The organism is Acinetobacter pullicarnis, from assembly GCF_006352475.1.
Classification (GTDB): domain Bacteria; phylum Pseudomonadota; class Gammaproteobacteria; order Pseudomonadales; family Moraxellaceae; genus Acinetobacter; species Acinetobacter pullicarnis.
Genome location: NZ_VCMZ01000001.1, coordinates 300720 through 321963 on the forward strand (window position 1 = coordinate 300720; position 21244 = coordinate 321963).

5 protein-coding genes and 3 pseudogenes are annotated in these 21244 nt (G+C 43.9%); 6 read left to right on the forward strand and 2 right to left on the reverse strand.

All coding sequences use genetic code 11. From position 1 onward, the window contains the following. Positions 1–461: 461 nt before the first annotated feature. Both tnpC and tnpB read right to left on the reverse strand, forming a co-directional pair. Positions 462–1862, reverse strand: a pseudogene (tnpC, locus tag FD716_RS01270) (IS66 family transposase); the annotation flags it as partial. Between the two features lie 74 nt (positions 1863–1936). Beyond that, positions 1937–2125: an IS66 family insertion sequence element accessory protein TnpB gene (gene tnpB / locus FD716_RS01275; RefSeq protein WP_139850598.1), complete on the reverse strand. Its 189-nt coding sequence runs from the start codon at positions 2123–2125 to the stop codon at positions 1937–1939. A gap of 57 nt (positions 2126–2182) precedes the next feature. On the opposite strand from tnpB, the gene FD716_RS01280 reads away from it, so the two are divergent. The 6 genes and pseudogenes from FD716_RS01280 (at position 2183) to FD716_RS01305 (ending at position 21244) form a co-directional block, all read left to right on the forward strand. Next, the gene (locus FD716_RS01280) at positions 2183–3202 is read left to right on the forward strand and encodes an IS481 family transposase (protein WP_050674840.1); all 1020 of its coding nucleotides are present in this window, start codon (positions 2183–2185) and stop codon (positions 3200–3202) included. Continuing rightward, positions 3129–3296: pseudogene (locus FD716_RS01285) on the forward strand (integrase core domain-containing protein); the annotation flags it as partial. The gene FD716_RS01280 and the pseudogene FD716_RS01285, both read left to right, overlap by 74 nt. A 57-nt stretch (positions 3297–3353) precedes the next feature. Continuing rightward, a pseudogene (locus FD716_RS01290) lies at positions 3354–3716 on the forward strand (IS5 family transposase); the annotation flags it as partial. 2 nt (positions 3717–3718) lie between these two features. Next, positions 3719–3988, forward strand: coding sequence for a hypothetical protein (locus FD716_RS01295; RefSeq protein ID WP_032048810.1), 270 nt, complete (start codon positions 3719–3721; stop codon positions 3986–3988). Between the two features lie 132 nt (positions 3989–4120). After that, a complete protein-coding gene (locus FD716_RS01300; protein WP_004691346.1) occupies positions 4121–5083 on the forward strand; it encodes an IS30-like element IS18 family transposase in 963 nt (320 codons plus the stop codon). 78 nt (positions 5084–5161) lie between these two features. Beyond that, on the forward strand, positions 5162–21244 hold the full coding sequence (locus FD716_RS01305) for an ESPR-type extended signal peptide-containing protein (protein WP_139850599.1): 16083 nt from the start codon (positions 5162–5164) through the stop codon (positions 21242–21244).

A 21244-nucleotide genomic window follows, 5' to 3' on the forward strand; every position in this document is an offset into this window, starting at 1 on the left:
CTGGCATTCGCTTTTTCCTCGTTCCTTCGCCCGCATCACCATGGGCAGTTTTTGCAAACTGCTTTCCCAATGGGAGTAATACGGGATTTCCACGTTCAGCTTACTGAAGTACATCGGCTTAGGTGCCTGCTATCGACCGGGAGGCGTATGGGTCACGAATGCGTAGTCGAAAGACGCAATTCCCACCTCCATTACCGTTTTGGTTCGAGCGTATCAGCCATTTCCGCTCGTTCAACTTAACGATCGTTACGCAGATTCACATGTGTTCACCATACCGATTATCTAGCCCTTGTCCGGCTATGGCTGCCAGAAGGGTACGCCTCTCACGATTGATACCCCGCACCTTGCGGTGCCTCGTTACATTGTCGAAGGCGCTCTTTATTCAGCCTTCTAGATTCACCCGGTGACACGGGTGGTTCCCGCAGGGGGGAACAACTTCATTAAGCGACTTCGTGTCGCACTTCCACCCAATTATTATCTATAGGTAGATTGCCATCATCCAGATAGCGGCTTAAAGCTGGCCAACGCTTCAGAGTGTAATTGATGGCCTTGGCGGTTGGAGAACTCGATGGCACAGTCAGTTGATGTTGGTTAAGCCATTCATACAGTTGTTACATCACCGGTTGACTATGCTGTTGTCGGTATTCGCGGCGCTGTTCTGCTGTACCATCGGTCTTTCTCCTGAGTTCTGCTTCTATCGCATACAGTTTCTGAATCAGCACCAATGCCTGTTCAGCGACCTGACTTTTCCCAGTTACATGCAGTTCATGGAATTTACGACGTGCATGGGCCATGCAGCCCACCTCTATGACCTGGCCTGATTTAAAGCGTGCTTTATAACCACTGTAATCATCACAGACTAGATAACCCTGCCAGCCTTTCAAGAACTCTGCAGCATGCTGGCCTGAACGACTATCCTGAAAGTCATAGATCACCGCCTGAACTGGATTGTACTGTGTAGTGGCATAGGCCCAGACATAACCTTTCTTCGGTTTTTTATCATTCTCACCCATCCGCATGATGGTGACCGGTGTTTCATCTGCATGCAGCACCTGCTGTTGTAGTACCACCTCTTTTAAGGCATTGGCCAGAGGCTCCAGTTCTACACCGCAGCGACCTATCCAGTCAGATAAAGTTGATCTAGAAAGCTCGATTCCCGCCCGCTGATAGATCAGACGTTGACGGTACAGCGGTAAATGATCTGCGTATTTCGAGACCAACACATGGCTCAGTAGTTCAGGACTGGCAATACCTTTATCAATCACATAGGCGGGCATCGCTTGCTGAGTCAGGGTGTCACACTGATCACAGACCCATTTGCCACGCACATGCTGTTCCTTATAGAACTGTGCCGGTCTGAAATGTAGTTTTTCACTGATATCTTCGCCGATACGACGCAAGGTGCAGCCACAAGCACATTGGGTTGATGTTGGTTCATGCTCGATACGGATGGTGTGTAGATGATCGGGCAGCAGTCGACGTTTAGGTTTGTTGACTGTGGCTTTGTGTGTCGCTGCATCAGTTTTATCTGCATTCAGCCGTTCCAGTTCCAGATCAACAGCGGCAATATCTTCTTCGACCGCTTCATCCCACAGATGGATTTGTTTTGCGGTGAGATGTTCGTTTTTACTGCCAAATTTGTGCTGTTTAAATAGTGCGAGCTCATGCTCGTATTTTTGCGTGAGAATAGAAAGATGTTGAACTTTAGAATCTAATTGCTGATTGGTGACTTCAAGATGTTGAACTCTGGCATCTAATTGCTGGTTTGATTGTGCTAGAGACTGATGCTGCAGCGCCAACTGCCTGGTGAATTCCAGCAGTTGTTCATGGGTCAGTTGGCTTAAGTCAGGCAGCGTATTCATGACCGCAGTATGCCTGAGGTCATGAGAAGAATGAAATAGAACGTTTGGAGAATAGCAGAATGGAACAGCCTGGTTTAAAGCATCGTCACCACCTGCTGTCGTCCAATGCGCTGCCAGGGCAAACCTTGGATCAGTGCCTGTAACTGTTCCGGGCTGAGGGCCACGGTTTCACCTTGGTGAACTTGAGCCCAGTGAAATTTGCCCTGTTCCAGCCGCCGGGCACACAGCCAGATGCCCAATCCATCATGTACCAGTACTTTCATGTGTTTAGTCCCAGATTTTAATGGTGCAATATTCTCAGATAAATGGAAGGAAGCACTATGGGACAAGTTCTACACAGCAGCGCCACAACGACACAGGCAGTGCGTCGAGCAATACAAAATAGTCAAGAGAGCTTAAGAACGCTAGCCAAGCGTTACGGCATCAATCAAAAGACCGTCGCAAAATGGAAGAAACGTACTTCAGTAGATGATCTTACAACCGGCCCAAAGAATTCTCGCTCAAGCGTGTTATCGCCTGAAGATGAGGCGGCAATTGTTGCTTTTCGAAAACGCACTTTGTTGCCGCTAGACGATTGCCTTTATGCATTGCAGCCGAGTATTCCTTATCTGACACGCTCGTCGTTACACCGCTGCTTACAGCGGCATGGTATTTCACGACTGCCTGAGGTACAAGGTGATCGCCCTGTCAGGAAGCGCTTCAAGAGCTACCCCATTGGTTACTTTCATATCGACATCGCTGAGATGCAAACAGCACAGGGTAAGCTTTATCTCTTCGTTGCCATTGATCGCACTTCCAAGTTTGCGTTCACTGAATTGCATACTAAAGCCAGTAAGATGGCAGCCGCGGAGTTCATGCGCAATCTGGTTAAGGCTGTGCCCTATAGAATCCATACGGTGCTAACAGATAACGGCATCCAGTTCACGAACCGCACCTGTGATCGCTACGCCTCTGAGCACATCTTTGATCGGGTTTGTACTGAATGTGGCATTGAACATCGTCTTACCAAGGTTAAGCATCCATGGACCAATGGACAGGTCGAGAGGATGAACCGAACGATTAAAGAAGCTACTGTCAAACGGTTCCATTACGACGATCACACTCAGCTATGCATTCACCTTGCTGATTTTATTGCTGCATACAACTTCGGCCGCAGACTCAAAACACTCAGGGGCCTGACTCCCTACGAATTCATCTGCAAACAGTGGACAGATGAACCTGAACTTTTTAAAATTGATCCGATCCATCAAATGCCGGGACTAAACATATTTAAAAGCAGATTGGCAAGGTTTAGCAGATGTACAACTTGCGACACTAAACTGGGTAGATTGGTTCAATAAAAAGCGTGTACACAGTGCACTGGGTTATGTGTCGCCTTTTGAGTTTGAAGCAATGTACTATGATAAGATTAACCCGTTAGGTCAGGTGGCTTAACTTAAATAAAAAAGTCTCCGACAAAAATAAAAAAGTCTCCGACAAACCCGGTACGGTTCAGTTTATACCGATGGAGCTTATGACACCAAGCAATGCCGTCAGGTCATTGCAGATCGGCAAGGGCATGCGGTGATTCCACCTAGAAAAAATGCGAAACAATGGAAAGATACAAAGAGTAGCTCGCTAGAGCGAAATGAATTACTTAGAACAATTAAACGTTTAGGCAGGACACTATGGAAAAAATGGTCAGGCTATCATCGTCGAAGTTTGGTTGAAACTAAGATGCATTGCATCAAATTATTAGGAGATAAACTCAGTGCAAGGAGTTTTGATAGCCAAGTGAATGAGATCCATGCACGTGTAGCAGTCCTTAACAGATTTACGGAATTAGGTCGACCACTTACCCAAGTTACGCCTTAAATTTGGCTCAATTAGGGGCGCTTTGCATTTCAAATCTTTGTGCAACAAAGCCAATCGGTAGTGTTCCTGTTGCATTTGCACAGGATGAAGGAGAGCTATGTCCATTTATTGGGCAGGCTTCATTCAAGACAGCAGAATCAGAAATTATTTTACTCTTACCGCCTTCATATCAATTTAGTTCTCAGGACTGTGTCACTGGACATTTGTCAAATGCTTTTGGCCAACATGTTTATAAGGCGAAAGGTGATATTGAAATTATAGGCGTGGTCTAAAATCCTAGGACCACATCATTTTATGGCTCGCAGATTCAAATCCCAAGTGCAACACATTTGTAGTTAGTTGAAAAAGTTAGGTGTATTCATAGAATCATTAGACTTTTTCAACTCGTAATTGGAAAGCACACAATGAAGAAATACACCCAACTTTCTCAAGATGAAAGATACGAAATTTATGCTACTTTGAAAAGTAAAAGTTCAATCGCTACCCTTGCTCGGGAATTAGGACGTTCACGATCAACCATCTACCGTGAATTAAAAAGAAATACTGGGCAACGTGGATATAGAGCTCAACAGGCAGCTAAATTTGCAAGTCAAAGACGGTACCGTCCTTCATCATCAATGACAGCATTTGCCTTCGCTTATATTGATTATTTGATTGGTTTGGACTGGTCACCCGAACAAATTTCAGGTGCTTTAACACAACGCGGTTGGCTGGATGTACCTTCACATGAGTGGATTTACCAGTACATTTATCAAGATAAATCAAAAGGCGGTAAACTTCATCTACATTTAAGGCATCAGAAGAAATATCGAAAACGCGGTTACAAAAACACGGATCGTAGGGGTCAAATCATTGATAAAACAAGTATTCACTGCCGACACCAGGTCATTGATCAACGACAACGTTTAGGAGATTTCGAAGGTGACACGGTGATTGGTAAACATCATAAAGGTGCTTTATTGACTCTCGTTGATCGAAAGAGCCTGTATGTACATATTGTTCATTTAGGGCCAACAAGAGCATCCTCTCAAACGATTACTTGTGCATTAGATCGTTTACAAATGAGCCATGCTTATAGTGTGACATTTGATAATGGCAAAGAATTTTCCGAACACAAAAGAATTACTGATGCTGGCATAGAGACGTATTTTGCTGATCCTTACAAGTCTATTCAGCGAGCTAGAAATGAAAATACGAATGGTTTAATCCGTCAATATCTGCCAAAATCATCATCGTTTGATGGCGTGTCAAACGAACAAATAGAGCAGATAGAATTTGCACTCAACCATCGTCCTAGAAAAACACTAGGTTGGTATACACCGAGTGAAGTTATGGCTGGTTTTTATACTGTTGCACTTGCCGCTTGAATCCGCCGCTTATAATATGAGAAATTAAACACATTATCTTTATTTTCATAAGTTATAAATCATATAAAGGGTGTAAGTATGAATAGGATCTATAGAGTAGTTTGGAATGCTTCGATAGGGGCATGGGTTGCGGTTTCTGAAAATGCAAAAAGTAAAACGAAAACAAAAACGGTGAAAGTTGTATCAGTAGCTATAACTATTGCGTCAAGTGCGGTGATGCCAGTTTACGCTGATGTTTTGGCAGGAAATAATATTACAATCACACCTAGTGGCACAGATTTTGTAGTTGCAACAACGGATGACGTAAGTCTGAATAAAGTTACGGTAGGCAGTGTTGAATTAGATAAAACCACCAGTACAGTTAAAGTCGGGACAAATACGACATTAAGTACTGCAGGTTTAGATACGGACGGTTCAGTTAAGACAGGTACATTAACTACAACAGGCTCAGCAACGATTGGAAATGGTTTGACTGTAGCAAATGGTACGACGGCTCTTAAAAACACCAGCATTACAGGTACTTTAATAACTACAGGAAATACGACTGTAGGCGGTACTTTGGGAGTAACAGGTGCAACGACACTTAATAACACGTTAAATGTCGTTGGTAATACGACACTCAGCAATGTTACGACGACAGGCTCAGCAACGATTGGAAATGGTTTGACTGTAGTAAATGGTACGACGGCTCTTAAAAACACCAGCATTACAGGTACTTTAATAACTACAGGAAATACGACAGTAGGCGGTACTCTGGGAGTAACAGGTGCAACGACACTTAATAACACGTTAAATGTCGTTGGCAATACAACACTCAGCAATGTTACGACGACAGGCTCAGCAACAATTGGAAATGGTTTGACTGTAGCAGATGGTGCGACGGCTCTTAAAAATACCAATATTACAGGTACTTTAATAACTACAGGAAATACAACTGTAGGCGGTACTTTGAATGTTAATGGATTAGCGACATTTAATAATGGTGCGAATCTCAATAATAAAAAAATTACTGGATTAGCCGCAGGAAATATTAATAGTGCGACCAGTACGGATGCAGTTAATGGTGGGCAGCTTTATACTGTCAATAAAAATATTGCAGATGCCCTAGGAACACAACTAGATGCAAATGGAGCCTTAGAAAGGCTAACTTATACGGTGAGTGATGGTAAAGGCGGTACACAATCTTTTAATAATATAAGGGAAGCTATTGAATATATTACAGGGGTTGATACTACTGGAACTGGAGGAGTCGGGGTCGGTATTAAATATTTCCATACCAACTCTGCTGCAGCTGATTCACAGTCAAAAGGTCTAGAATCGGTCGCTATAGGGCCTCAAGCAATTGCAAATGGTACAAGTTCAATTGCTATGGGCGACCAGGCGCGCGCAGAACAAGAAAATGCAGTTGCAATTGGTAAAGAATCCGCAGCAATTGGTTTAAATAGTACAGCAATTGGTTCAACCACAGGGACACCGCGCCAGCCTGTTTACACAAGAGATGCAAATAATAAAATTACTGCAATAGATGGCATCTCTGTAACTACGACAGGTACGGGTACGAATTTAACAGATATTACTGAAATTAATGGGGTGTCGGTTACAAATGCTCAAGTTACTAGCTTCGTGGCATCGTTAAGCAGCGGTGCGAATCTTTCTCTTGGAAAGAATAGTATGGCTTTGGGCACTTCTAATTTGGCAGCCGGTGAATCTAGTGTTGCTCTTGGTGACTCATCTAAAGCTGTTGCAAAGGATGCGATTGCAATAGGTCGAAATGGTAATGCTTCAGGAGAGCAGGCAATTTCGATTGGTGCTGGAGCTCAAGCAGCTGCAAGCGGTGCACTGGCTGCCGGCGGAGCATCTAGTGCGGGCCGTGATGGTGCTGTTGCATTGGGTCAAGGTGCTTTTGCAAATACAACAGCTGGTATTTCAATTGGTCAGAATGCGGGAGTGGGTACATCACAAGGCATAACGAATGACCGTACAGACCACATTGCTATTGGACGTAATAGCGGTCAAAATGTTATTGGCAATCGAAATATTGCTTTAGGTGTTGGCGCTGGTTCCAACCTGTCAGCGAGCGGTAATGGCAGCTCAGATGACAATATTGCGATTGGGGTAAATGCAGGAAGCAATTTAAGAGGTGATGATAATATTGCTATTGGCCGCGATGCAAATAAAAATATAACAGCAGTTGCTGAATCTGTAGCAATTGGTTCACGTGTAGATGCAACAACAGGTTCGACCGTGCTGGGTAATGAGGCCAAAGCTTCTGGCGGTGATTATGCAACTGTTCTGGGCTATAAAGCAAAAGTGACAGGCGATTCTGGAACGGCATTGGGGCGTGACTCGGAAGCTAGTGCCAACAATATTGCTCTAGGGGCGTCCAGTGTAGCCAATGGAACTTCAACTGCTGCGGCTTATTTGACAGCTGATACAAAAGCGGGCGGCTATAATATAGTTTCTGTTGGTCAAACTGGACAAGAGCGTCGTATTACGAATGTTGCAGCGGGTGCCAATCCTACAGATGCAGTCAATGTCAAGCAATTACATGAAGCGCAAAAAAATGTAGCAAGCCTGATTGGTGGACAAACAGGCGTCGATCCAGCTACAGGAGCATTTAAAGGCCACATTATTGAATTGACAGATACAACAGGCCAGACTCATCAATATAAAGATGTTGCGAGTGCAATTAATGCAGTGTCATCTGGTGCAATTAGTGTTTTACCTGGTAACGCTGTCATGTATAACGCTGATGGAGGTATATCAAATGTTGCTGCAGGAACAAATGCTACAGATGCTGTGAATTTGGCACAGCTTAATCAAGCTATTGCAAAAAATGGACAACATCATGTCTCCATTAATAGTAAAAATCCAGCGAATGAAAATAATATGGGAGCAACTGCTGACGAGTCGCTAGCAATTGGTGCTGGCGTCACAACAAGTAATGCAGGTGTAAAAAGTGTTGTTATAGGTTTTGATGCTGCAACTAATGCAAAAGAAAGTGTCGCAATTGGTAATACCAGCACGCAAGCAAATGGTGATGCATCTATTGCGATTGGTAAGACTGCTTTAGCAAAAAGTACAAACAATATTGCAATGGGTACCAATGCCAGCAGTAATGGTATGGAAAGTATTGCAATAGGTACCAATATTCAAATTGATAAAACCACTGGCATTTCTGACTATGCAGTGGGTATTGGCAGTTATTCAGAAGTAGAAAATGCTGATCAGGCCATTGCAATTGGACGTAAAGCAATTGTACAGGGCGATAATGGAACAGCAATTGGCCATGAGTCACGAGCAGCAAAAGAAAATGCGAGTGCATTGGGTAATTTTGCTAAAGCAACTGCAGTAAGTGCTAATGCTATTGGTAACTATGCAACAGCAAGTGGAACAAGCGCCAATGCAATTGGTGATAATGCAAAAGCGACTGCTGGTAATGCCAATGCGATGGGTAAAAGTGCAGAAGCAACAAGCACAAGCAGTAATGCAATTGGTGATAATGCAAAAGCTGCAGCTGATAATGCCAGTGCAATTGGTACCAATGCGCGAGCAACAGGTGTTAATGCGAATGCTATGGGTAAGGGTGCAAAAGCATTTGAACAAGATGCAAGTGCAATTGGTACAGGCGCTCAAGCATTCAGACAGGATACGCTTGCGTTAGGTACAAGTGCCGTTGCAAGTGGCCTCAATGCATCTGCTATAGGTAAAAGTGCAGACGCAGCAGGTTTAAATGCGAATGCATTTGGTAATGGGGCTAAAGCTGGTGCTGAAAGTTCGAATGCTATAGGGACAGGTGCTAATGTATCTGCAACCAATGGTTTTGCTTTAGGTACTAATGCAACAGTTACACATACAAATGCAATTGCCTTAGGTAGTGGATCGATTTCTGGTAATGCAACACCAACAGCAAGTGCAATTGTTAACGGTAAAACCTATAATTATTCAGGCATAAATCCAACATCAACTGTGAGTGTGGGCAGTTTAGGCAATGAACGTCAAATCATTAATGTCGCTGCAGGTCGAGTATCTGGTTCAAGTACTGATGCAATTAATGGTAGCCAGTTATTCCAAACCAATGAAGAATTAGCCAACCTAGCGAATAAAACAGCACAAGCATTAGGTGGTGGGGCATTAGCCAATCAAGCTACTGGAGCAATTAGTGCGCCAAGTTATACCGTCACAACTAACCCGGCAGGAACAGGTACAAAAACTACGGTCAATAATGTAGGTGCAGCCTTAACTGCATTAGATACCGCAGTGAATCAACCATTAAGCTTTGCTGGTGATACGGGGGCTCAAATATCCCGTAAACTTGGTGAAACGCTCAATGTGAAAGGCGGTGCAACAGGTACACTCGCTGGCACCGGAAATATAGGTGTGGTTGCCAATGGAACAAATCAGCTAGATATTCGTCTTGCTGAAACAATAAATCTTGGTGGCAATGGTAGTGTGACAACAGGCTCTGCGAGCATAAAAAATAATGAAGTTAAAGTCGGTACAAATACTTTAACGGATACTGGATTAAAAGCCGGTAATGTGAAGGTAAATACTTCGACAAATGATGTTACTGGGTTAAGCAATATAACGTGGAATCCTGCAGGCACTTACAATAGTGGTCGAGCAGCGACCGAGGAACAGTTGCTTTCTGCACAAAATCAGCTAAATACAACTTTAACTGATAAAGGTTTCAGTATCTCAGCCCAAGGTGCTAATTCAGATAAAGTTAAGCTAGGTGAAACAGTTGATTTCCGCAATACAGATGGAAATTTAGTTGCTACCCGCAGTGCGGATAATACTATTAACTATGATTTAGCCAAAAATATTAGTGTTGACAAAGTGACTCTTGGGAACATTATTATCGACAAAGCGACAGGGATCAATGCAGGCAATCAGAAGATCACCAATGTTAAAGCTGGGGATGTCAATTCAACATCTACAGATGCCGTGAATGGCAGTCAGCTATATACAGCACAAAACAATGTGAAGAATGTATTGGGGAGCAGCACACAGATTGATGCTGCTGGCAATTTAACTTCAACCAATATTGGCGGAGTTACAGGAGCCAATACGGTTCACGATGCAATTCAGCAGGTAAATAACACTGCGACTAATGCGAAGACTCAGGCAGATAAAGGTTTGAATTTTGCAGTGAATGGTGTAACTCCAGCAGACAATGTACAGCTGGGAGAAACTGTTAACTTCGCAAATGGTACAAATACAACAGCAACCTATGATGCATTGACGAATACCTACAAATACAGCCTGAACGATACATTGTCCTTAAGCAATGCGGGCAGTCTATCGATTAAGGATAGTGCTGGTACAGGTACAGTCGTTTCTGTTGACAAGACAGGGGTACAGTCAGGCAGCATTAAGCTAGATGCATCGACAGGTAAGATCACAGGAGTAACAGATGGTCTTGTTGCTGCAGGATCTAAAGAAGCAGTAAATGGTGGTCAGCTTGATGCAGTAAAAGCGATAGCGAATACAGGCTGGAAACTGACGACAGATAAAACTGGTACGGGTGCAGTGGCAGGTAGTTCAGTTGAACAGATCACGCCAGATGAAACAGTAACGTTTATCGCTGGTGACAACATTGCGGTTGAACAGGCAGGGAATAAGGTCACTGTAGCAACGAAGAAAGATGTGGTATTTGACAGTGTAACTGCAGGTGGCACAGTCATCAATAATTCTGGCTTAAGCTTTGTTGATAGTACAGGCACATTGGTTGCGAACAGCCCAAGCATCAGCAAAACAGGGATCAATGCAGGCAATCAGAAGATCACCAATGTTAAAGCTGGGGATGTCAATTCAACATCTACAGATGCCGTGAATGGCAGTCAGCTATATACAGCACAAAACAATGTGAAGAATGTATTGGGGAGCAGCACACAGATTGATGCTGCTGGCAATTTAACTTCAACCAATATTGGCGGAGTTACAGGAGCCAATACGGTTCACGATGCAATTCAGCAGGTAAATAACACTGCGACTAATGCGAAGACTCAGGCAGATAAAGGTTTGAATTTTGCAGTGAATGGTGTAACTCCAGCAGACAATGTACAGCTGGGAGAAACTGTTAACTTCGCAGATGGTACAAATACAACAGCAACCTATGATGCATTGACGAATACCTACAAATACAGCCTGAACGATACATTGTCCTTAAGCAATGCGGGCAGTCTATCGATTAAGGATAGTGCTGGTACAGGTACAGTCGTTTCTGTTGACAAGACAGGGGTACAGTCAGGCAGCATTAAGCTAGATGCATCGACAGGTAAGATCACAGGAGTAACAGATGGTCTTGTTGCTGCAGGATCTAAAGAAGCAGTAAATGGTGGTCAGCTTGATGCAGTAAAAGCGATAGCGAATACAGGCTGGAAACTGACGACAGATAAAACTGGTACGGGTGCAGTGGCAGGTAGTTCAGTTGAACAGATCACGCCAGATGAAACAGTAACGTTTATCGCTGGTGACAACATTGCGGTTGAACAGGCAGGGAATAAGGTCACTGTAGCAACGAAGAAAGATGTGGTATTTGACAGTGTAACTGCAGGTGGCACAGTCATCAATAATTCTGGCTTAAGCTTTGTTGATAGTACAGGCACATTGGTTGCGAACAGCCCAAGCATCAGCAAAACAGGGATCAATGCAGGCAATCAGAAGATCACCAATGTTAAAGCTGGGGATGTCAATTCAACATCTACAGATGCCGTGAATGGCAGTCAGCTATATACAGCACAAAACAATGTGAAGAATGTATTGGGGAGCAGCACACAGATTGATGCTGCTGGCAATTTAACTTCAACCAATATTGGCGGAGTTACAGGAGCCAATACGGTTCACGATGCAATTCAGCAGGTAAATAACACTGCGACTAATGCGAAGACTCAGGCAGATAAAGGTTTGAATTTTGCAGTGAATGGTGTAACTCCAGCAGACAATGTACAGCTGGGAGAAACTGTTAACTTCGCAGATGGTACAAATACAACAGCAACCTATGATGCATTGACGAATACCTACAAATACAGCCTGAACGATACATTGTCCTTAAGCAATGCGGGCAGTCTATCGATTAAGGATAGTGCTGGTACAGGTACAGTCGTTTCTGTTGACAAGACAGGGGTACAGTCAGGCAGCATTAAGCTAGATGCATCGACAGGTAAGATCACAGGAGTAACAGATGGTCTTGTTGCTGCAGGATCTAAAGAAGCAGTAAATGGTGGTCAGCTTGATGCAGTAAAAGCGATAGCGAATACAGGCTGGAAACTGACGACAGATAAAACTGGTACGGGTGCAGTGGCAGGTAGTTCAGTTGAACAGATCACGCCAGATGAAACAGTAACGTTTATCGCTGGTGACAACATTGCGGTTGAACAGGCAGGGAATAAGGTCACTGTAGCAACGAAGAAAGATGTGGTATTTGACAGTGTAACTGCAGGTGGCACAGTCATCAATAATTCTGGCTTAAGCTTTGTTGATAGTACAGGCACATTGGTTGCGAACAGCCCAAGCATCAGCAAAACAGGGATCAATGCAGGCAATCAGAAGATCACCAATGTTAAAGCTGGGGATGTCAATTCAACATCTACAGATGCCGTGAATGGCAGTCAGCTATATACAGCACAAAACAATGTGAAGAATGTATTGGGGAGCAGCACACAGATTGATGCTGCTGGCAATTTAACTTCAACCAATATTGGCGGAGTTACAGGAGCCAATACGGTTCACGATGCAATTCAGCAGGTAAATAACACTGCGACTAATGCGAAGACTCAGGCAGATAAAGGTTTGAATTTTGCAGTGAATGGTGTAACTCCAGCAGACAATGTACAGCTGGGAGAAACTGTTAACTTCGCAGATGGTACAAATACAACAGCAACCTATGATGCATTGACGAATACCTACAAATACAGCCTGAACGATACATTGTCCTTAAGCAATGCGGGCAGTCTATCGATTAAGGATAGTGCTGGTACAGGTACAGTCGTTTCTGTTGACAAGACAGGGGTACAGTCAGGCAGCATTAAGCTAGATGCATCGACAGGTAAGATCACAGGAGTAACAGATGGTCTTGTTGCTGCAGGATCTAAAGAAGCAGTAAATGGTGGTCAGCTTGATGCAGTAAAAGCGATAGCGAATACAGGCTGGAAACTGACGACAGATAAAACTGGTACGGGTGCAGTGGCAGGTAGTTCAGTTGAACAGATCACGCCAGATGAAACAGTAACGTTTATCGCTGGTGACAACATTGCGGTTGAACAGGCAGGGAATAAGGTCACTGTAGCAACGAAGAAAGATGTGGTATTTGACAGTGTAACTGCAGGTGGCACAGTCATCAATAATTCTGGCTTAAGCTTTGTTGATAGTACAGGCACATTGGTTGCGAACAGCCCAAGCATCAGCAAAACAGGGATCAATGCAGGCAATCAGAAGATCACCAATGTTAAAGCTGGGGATGTCAATTCAACATCTACAGATGCCGTGAATGGCAGTCAGCTATATACAGCACAAAACAATGTGAAGAATGTATTGGGGAGCAGCACACAGATTGATGCTGCTGGCAATTTAACTTCAACCAATATTGGCGGAGTTACAGGAGCCAATACGGTTCACGATGCAATTCAGCAGGTAAATAACACTGCGACTAATGCGAAGACTCAGGCAGATAAAGGTTTGAATTTTGCAGTGAATGGTGTAACTCCAGCAGACAATGTACAGCTGGGAGAAACTGTTAACTTCGCAGATGGTACAAATACAACAGCAACCTATGATGCATTGACGAATACCTACAAATACAGCCTGAACGATACATTGTCCTTAAGCAATGCGGGCAGTCTATCGATTAAGGATAGTGCTGGTACAGGTACAGTCGTTTCTGTTGACAAGACAGGGGTACAGTCAGGCAGCATTAAGCTAGATGCATCGACAGGTAAGATCACAGGAGTAACAGATGGTCTTGTTGCTGCAGGATCTAAAGAAGCAGTAAATGGTGGTCAGCTTGATGCAGTAAAAGCGATAGCGAATACAGGCTGGAAACTGACGACAGATAAAACTGGTACGGGTGCAGTGGCAGGTAGTTCAGTTGAACAGATCACGCCAGATGAAACAGTAACGTTTATCGCTGGTGACAACATTGCGGTTGAACAGGCAGGGAATAAGGTCACTGTAGCAACGAAGAAAGATGTGGTATTTGACAGTGTAACTGCAGGTGGCACAGTCATCAATAATTCTGGCTTAAGCTTTGTTGATAGTACAGGCACATTGGTTGCGAACAGCCCAAGCATCAGCAAAACAGGGATCAATGCAGGCAATCAGAAGATCACCAATGTTAAAGCTGGGGATGTCAATTCAACATCTACAGATGCCGTGAATGGCAGTCAGCTATATACAGCACAAAACAATGTGAAGAATGTATTGGGGAGCAGCACACAGATTGATGCTGCTGGCAATTTAACTTCAACCAATATTGGCGGAGTTACAGGAGCCAATACGGTTCACGATGCAATTCAGCAGGTAAATAACACTGCGACTAATGCGAAGACTCAGGCAGATAAAGGTTTGAATTTTGCAGTGAATGGTGTAACTCCAGCAGACAATGTACAGCTGGGAGAAACTGTTAACTTCGCAGATGGTACAAATACAACAGCAACCTATGATGCATTGACGAATACCTACAAATACAGCCTGAACGATACATTGTCCTTAAGCAATGCGGGCAGTCTATCGATTAAGGATAGTGCTGGTACAGGTACAGTCGTTTCTGTTGACAAGACAGGGGTACAGTCAGGCAGCATTAAGCTAGATGCATCGACAGGTAAGATCACAGGAGTAACAGATGGTCTTGTTGCTGCAGGATCTAAAGAAGCAGTAAATGGTGGTCAGCTTGATGCAGTAAAAGCGATAGCGAATACAGGCTGGAAACTGACGACAGATAAAACTGGTACGGGTGCAGTGGCAGGTAGTTCAGTTGAACAGATCACGCCAGATGAAACAGTAACGTTTATCGCTGGTGACAACATTGCGGTTGAACAGGCAGGGAATAAGGTCACTGTAGCAACGAAGAAAGATGTGGTATTTGACAGTGTAACTGCAGGTGGCACAGTCATCAATAATTCTGGCTTAAGCTTTGTTGATAGTACAGGCACATTGGTTGCGAACAGCCCAAGCATCAGCAAAACAGGGATCAATGCAGGCAATCAGAAGATCACCAATGTTAAAGCTGGGGATGTCAATTCAACATCTACAGATGCCGTGAATGGCAGTCAGCTATATACAGCACAAAACAATGTGAAGAATGTATTGGGGAGCAGCACACAGATTGATGCTGCTGGCAATTTAACTTCAACCAATATTGGCGGAGTTACAGGAGCCAATACGGTTCACGATGCAATTCAGCAGGTAAATAACACTGCGACTAATGCGAAGACTCAGGCAGATAAAGGTTTGAATTTTGCAGTGAATGGTGTAACTCCAGCAGACAATGTACAGCTGGGAGAAACTGTTAACTTCGCAGATGGTACAAATACAACAGCAACCTATGATGCATTGACGAATACCTACAAATACAGCCTGAACGATACATTGTCCTTAAGCAATGCGGGCAGTCTATCGATTAAGGATAGTGCTGGTACAGGTACAGTCGTTTCTGTTGACAAGACAGGGGTACAGTCAGGCAGCATTAAGCTAGATGCATCGACAGGTAAGATCACAGGAGTAACAGATGGTCTTGTTGCTGCAGGATCTAAAGAAGCAGTAAATGGTGGTCAGCTTGATGCAGTAAAAGCGATAGCGAATACAGGCTGGAAACTGACGACAGATAAAACTGGTACGGGTGCAGTGGCAGGTAGTTCAGTTGAACAGATCACGCCAGATGAAACAGTAACGTTTATCGCTGGTGACAACATTGCGGTTGAACAGGCAGGGAATAAGGTCACTGTAGCAACGAAGAAAGATGTGGTATTTGACAGTGTAACTGCAGGTGGCACAGTCATCAATAATTCTGGCTTAAGCTTTGTTGATAGTACAGGCACATTGGTTGCGAACAGCCCAAGCATCAGCAAAACAGGGATCAATGCAGGCAATCAGAAGATCACCAATGTTAAAGCTGGGGATGTCAATTCAACATCTACAGATGCCGTGAATGGCAGTCAGCTATATACAGCACAAAACAATGTGAAGAATGTATTGGGGAGCAGCACACAGATTGATGCTGCTGGCAATTTAACTTCAACCAATATTGGCGGAGTTACAGGAGCCAATACGGTTCACGATGCAATTCAGCAGGTAAATAACACTGCGACTAATGCGAAGACTCAGGCAGATAAAGGTTTGAATTTTGCAGTGAATGGTGTAACTCCAGCAGACAATGTACAGCTGGGAGAAACTGTTAACTTCGCAGATGGTACAAATACAACAGCAACCTATGATGCATTGACGAATACCTACAAATACAGCCTGAACGATACATTGTCCTTAAGCAATGCGGGCAGTCTATCGATTAAGGATAGTGCTGGTACAGGTACAGTCGTTTCTGTTGACAAGACAGGGGTACAGTCAGGCAGCATTAAGCTAGATGCATCGACAGGTAAGATCACAGGAGTAACAGATGGTCTTGTTGCTGCAGGATCTAAAGAAGCAGTAAATGGTGGTCAGCTTGATGCAGTAAAAGCGATAGCGAATACAGGCTGGAAACTGACGACAGATAAAACTGGTACGGGTGCAGTGGCAGGTAGTTCAGTTGAACAGATCACGCCAGATGAAACAGTAACGTTTATCGCTGGTGACAACATTGCGGTTGAACAGGCAGGGAATAAGGTCACTGTAGCAACGAAGAAAGATGTGGTATTTGACAGTGTAACTGCAGGTGGCACAGTCATCAATAATTCTGGCTTAAGCTTTGTTGATAGTACAGGCACATTGGTTGCGAACAGCCCAAGCATCAGCAAAACAGGGATCAATGCAGGCAATCAGAAGATCACCAATGTTAAAGCTGGGGATGTCAATTCAACATCTACAGATGCCGTGAATGGCAGTCAGCTATATACAGCACAAAACAATGTGAAGAATGTATTGGGGAGCAGCACACAGATTGATGCTGCTGGCAATTTAACTTCAACCAATATTGGCGGAGTTACAGGAGCCAATACGGTTCACGATGCAATTCAGCAGGTAAATAACACTGCGACTAATGCGAAGACTCAGGCAGATAAAGGTTTGAATTTTGCAGTGAATGGTGTAACTCCAGCAGACAATGTACAGCTGGGAGAAACTGTTAACTTCGCAGATGGTACAAATACAACAGCAACCTATGATGCATTGACGAATACCTACAAATACAGCCTGAACGATACATTGTCCTTAAGCAATGCGGGCAGTCTATCGATTAAGGATAGTGCTGGTACAGGTACAGTCGTTTCTGTTGACAAGACAGGGGTACAGTCAGGCAGCATTAAGCTAGATGCATCGACAGGTAAGATCACAGGAGTAACAGATGGTCTTGTTGCTGCAGGATCTAAAGAAGCAGTAAATGGTGGTCAGCTTGATGCAGTAAAAGCGATAGCGAATACAGGCTGGAAACTGACGACAGATAAAACTGGTACGGGTGCAGTGGCAGGTAGTTCAGTTGAACAGATCACGCCAGATGAAACAGTAACGTTTATCGCTGGTGACAACATTGCGGTTGAACAGGCAGGGAATAAGGTCACTGTAGCAACGAAGAAAGATGTGGTATTTGACAGTGTAACTGCAGGTGGCACAGTCATCAATAATTCTGGCTTAAGCTTTGTTGATAGTACAGGCACATTGGTTGCGAACAGCCCAAGCATCAGCAAAACAGGGATCAATGCAGGCAATCAGAAGATCACCAATGTTAAAGCTGGGGATGTCAATTCAACATCTACAGATGCCGTGAATGGCAGTCAGCTATATACAGCACAAAACAATGTGAAGAATGTATTGGGGAGCAGCACACAGATTGATGCTGCTGGCAATTTAACTTCAACCAATATTGGCGGAGTTACAGGAGCCAATACGGTTCACGATGCAATTCAGCAGGTAAATAACACTGCGACTAATGCGAAGACTCAGGCAGATAAAGGTTTGAATTTTGCAGTGAATGGTGTAACTCCAGCAGACAATGTACAGCTGGGAGAAACTGTTAACTTCGCAGATGGTACAAATACAACAGCAACCTATGATGCATTGACGAATACCTACAAATACAGCCTGAACGATACATTGTCCTTAAGCAATGCGGGCAGTCTATCGATTAAGGATAGTGCTGGTACAGGTACAGTCGTTTCTGTTGACAAGACAGGGGTACAGTCAGGCAGCATTAAGCTAGATGCATCGACAGGTAAGATCACAGGAGTAACAGATGGTCTTGTTGCTGCAGGATCTAAAGAAGCAGTAAATGGTGGTCAGCTTGATGCAGTAAAAGCGATAGCGAATACAGGCTGGAAACTGACGACAGATAAAACTGGTACGGGTGCAGTGGCAGGTAGTTCAGTTGAACAGATCACGCCAGATGAAACAGTAACGTTTATCGCTGGTGACAACATTGCGGTTGAACAGGCAGGGAATAAGGTCACTGTAGCAACGAAGAAAGATGTGGTATTTGACAGTGTAACTGCAGGTGGCACAGTCATCAATAATTCTGGCTTAAGCTTTGTTGATAGTACAGGCACATTGGTTGCGAACAGCCCAAGCATCAGCAAAACAGGGATCAATGCAGGCAATCAGAAGATCACCAATGTTAAAGCTGGGGATGTCAATTCAACATCTACAGATGCCGTGAATGGCAGTCAGCTATATACAGCACAAAACAATGTGAAGAATGTATTGGGGAGCAGCACACAGATTGATGCTGCTGGCAATTTAACTTCAACCAATATTGGCGGAGTTACAGGAGCCAATACGGTTCACGATGCAATTCAGCAGGTAAATAACACTGCGACTAATGCGAAGACTCAGGCAGATAAAGGTTTGAATTTTGCAGTGAATGGTGTAACTCCAGCAGACAATGTACAGCTGGGAGAAACTGTTAACTTCGCAAATGGTACAAATACAACAGCAACCTATGATGCGGCGACGAATACCTACAAATACAGCCTGAACGATACATTGTCCTTAAGCAATGCGGGCAGTCTATCGATTAAGGATAGTGCTGGTACAGGTACAGTCGTTTCTGTTGACAAGACAGGGGTACAGTCAGGCAGCATTAAGCTAGATGCATCGACAGGTAAGATCACAGGAGTAACAGATGGTCTTGTTGCTGCAGGATCTAAAGAAGCAGTAAATGGTGGTCAGCTTGATGCAGTAAAAGCGATAGCGAATACAGGCTGGAAACTGACGACAGATAAAACTGGTACGGGTGCAGTGGCAGGTAGTTCAGTTGAACAGATCACGCCAGATGAAACAGTAACGTTTATCGCTGGTGACAACATTGCGGTTGAACAGGCAGGGAATAAGGTCACTGTAGCAACGAAGAAAGATGTGGTATTTGACAGGGTGACATCGACAGATATATTAGGTAATACATCTATTCTGAGTGCAACAGGCATAATTACACAAGACAAGGATGGAAAAAAATCTGCATCATTAAGTAATACGGGTTTATTTGTAGCTGAAATGAATGCAACTGGAAATACCTTGAGCAGCAGTAGTCTTGAAGCAGGTAAATTGACTGTAAAAGGCACTAACACACTGGTGCTAGATTCAGTGAAAGGTACATTGACTGGTTTGAGTAATAAGACACTTGGAAGTGGTGATTTTGCATCTCAAGGCCGCGCAGCGACTGAAGAGCAGCTGAACCGGGCGCAAAGTAATGTCGCATCTATTTTAGGCGGTAATGCAGCCAATAACGGTGGCCTGCTCAGCATGTCGAATATTGGTGGTACTGGTGAAAGTACTATTGATGATGCAATCAAATCAGTCAATCAAGTGGCTAATAATGCCAATAAAGGCTGGAATGTTAGCACCAATGGCGGTACAGCAAACAATGTGAAGCCAAACGATACTGTTGATTTCAGTAATAAAGATGGCAATGTCACAGTTTCAAATCAGGGCAATAACATTACTGTCGATTTAAACAAAGATATTGATTTGGGTGCAGCTGGTAGTGTAACGACCGGAGACACCAAAATTGATAATAATGGTTTAACGATTGCGGGTGGTCCAAGCGTAACCAAAAATGGTATCGATGCGGGCAAACAAAAAGTGACCAATGTTGCTGACGGTAAAATTACTGCCGATTCTCAAGATGCTGTGAATGGTGGTCAAATTCACGACATGATGGGTGCTGGTGCTTATGACACCAATGGAAATCTCAGTAATATTGGTGGTACAGGTCAAAGCAATATTAACGATGCTATTGCAGCAGTAAACAAAACCGCAGTTCAATCTAAATCGACTGTGACTGAAGGCAGCAATATCAAAGTTGTGAGCAATTCAAATGCAGATGGCAGTACTAATTATACGGTGTCAACAGCTGATGATATTACGCTGAACAGTGTTACAGCGAAGGATATTAATGCAGGTACTGTAACGACTGATAAGGTGGTTGCTGGCAATACCACTGTTGATAGCAGTGGCTTGAGCATTAAAAATGGTCCATCTGTGACCGCTTCCGGTATTGATGCAGGCAGTAAAGTAGTGAGTAATGTCAGCAATGGCGTGCAAAACAGCGATGCTGTGAATATGGGGCAGTTGTCTCAATACCTAGGCGGCGGTGCTGGCTATAACAACATCACGCAAAGTTTTGATGCGCCAAATTATCAAGTCAATGGTGGTTCTTATAACAATGTCGGTGATGCATTAGGTGCGCTAAATCAGGCCGATCAGGCATTGGGTAACCGTATTACAAATTTGGGTGATCAGTTACAACAAGCATTCTACTCAACAAATCAACGTATTGATGATGTTGAGAAAAAAGCCAATGCAGGTATTGCTGCGGCAATGGCATTAGAAAATGCACCGTACATTCCAGGTAAATACACTTATGCGGCAGGTGCTGCCTATCATGGCGGTGAAAATGCAATTGGTTTGACTTTACGTAAAACTGCGGATAACGGTCGCTGGTCATTGACTGGTGGTGTTGCTGCCGGTTCATCAGGTGATCCAAGTGTACGTGTTGGTATCAGTGGTGTAATTGATTAA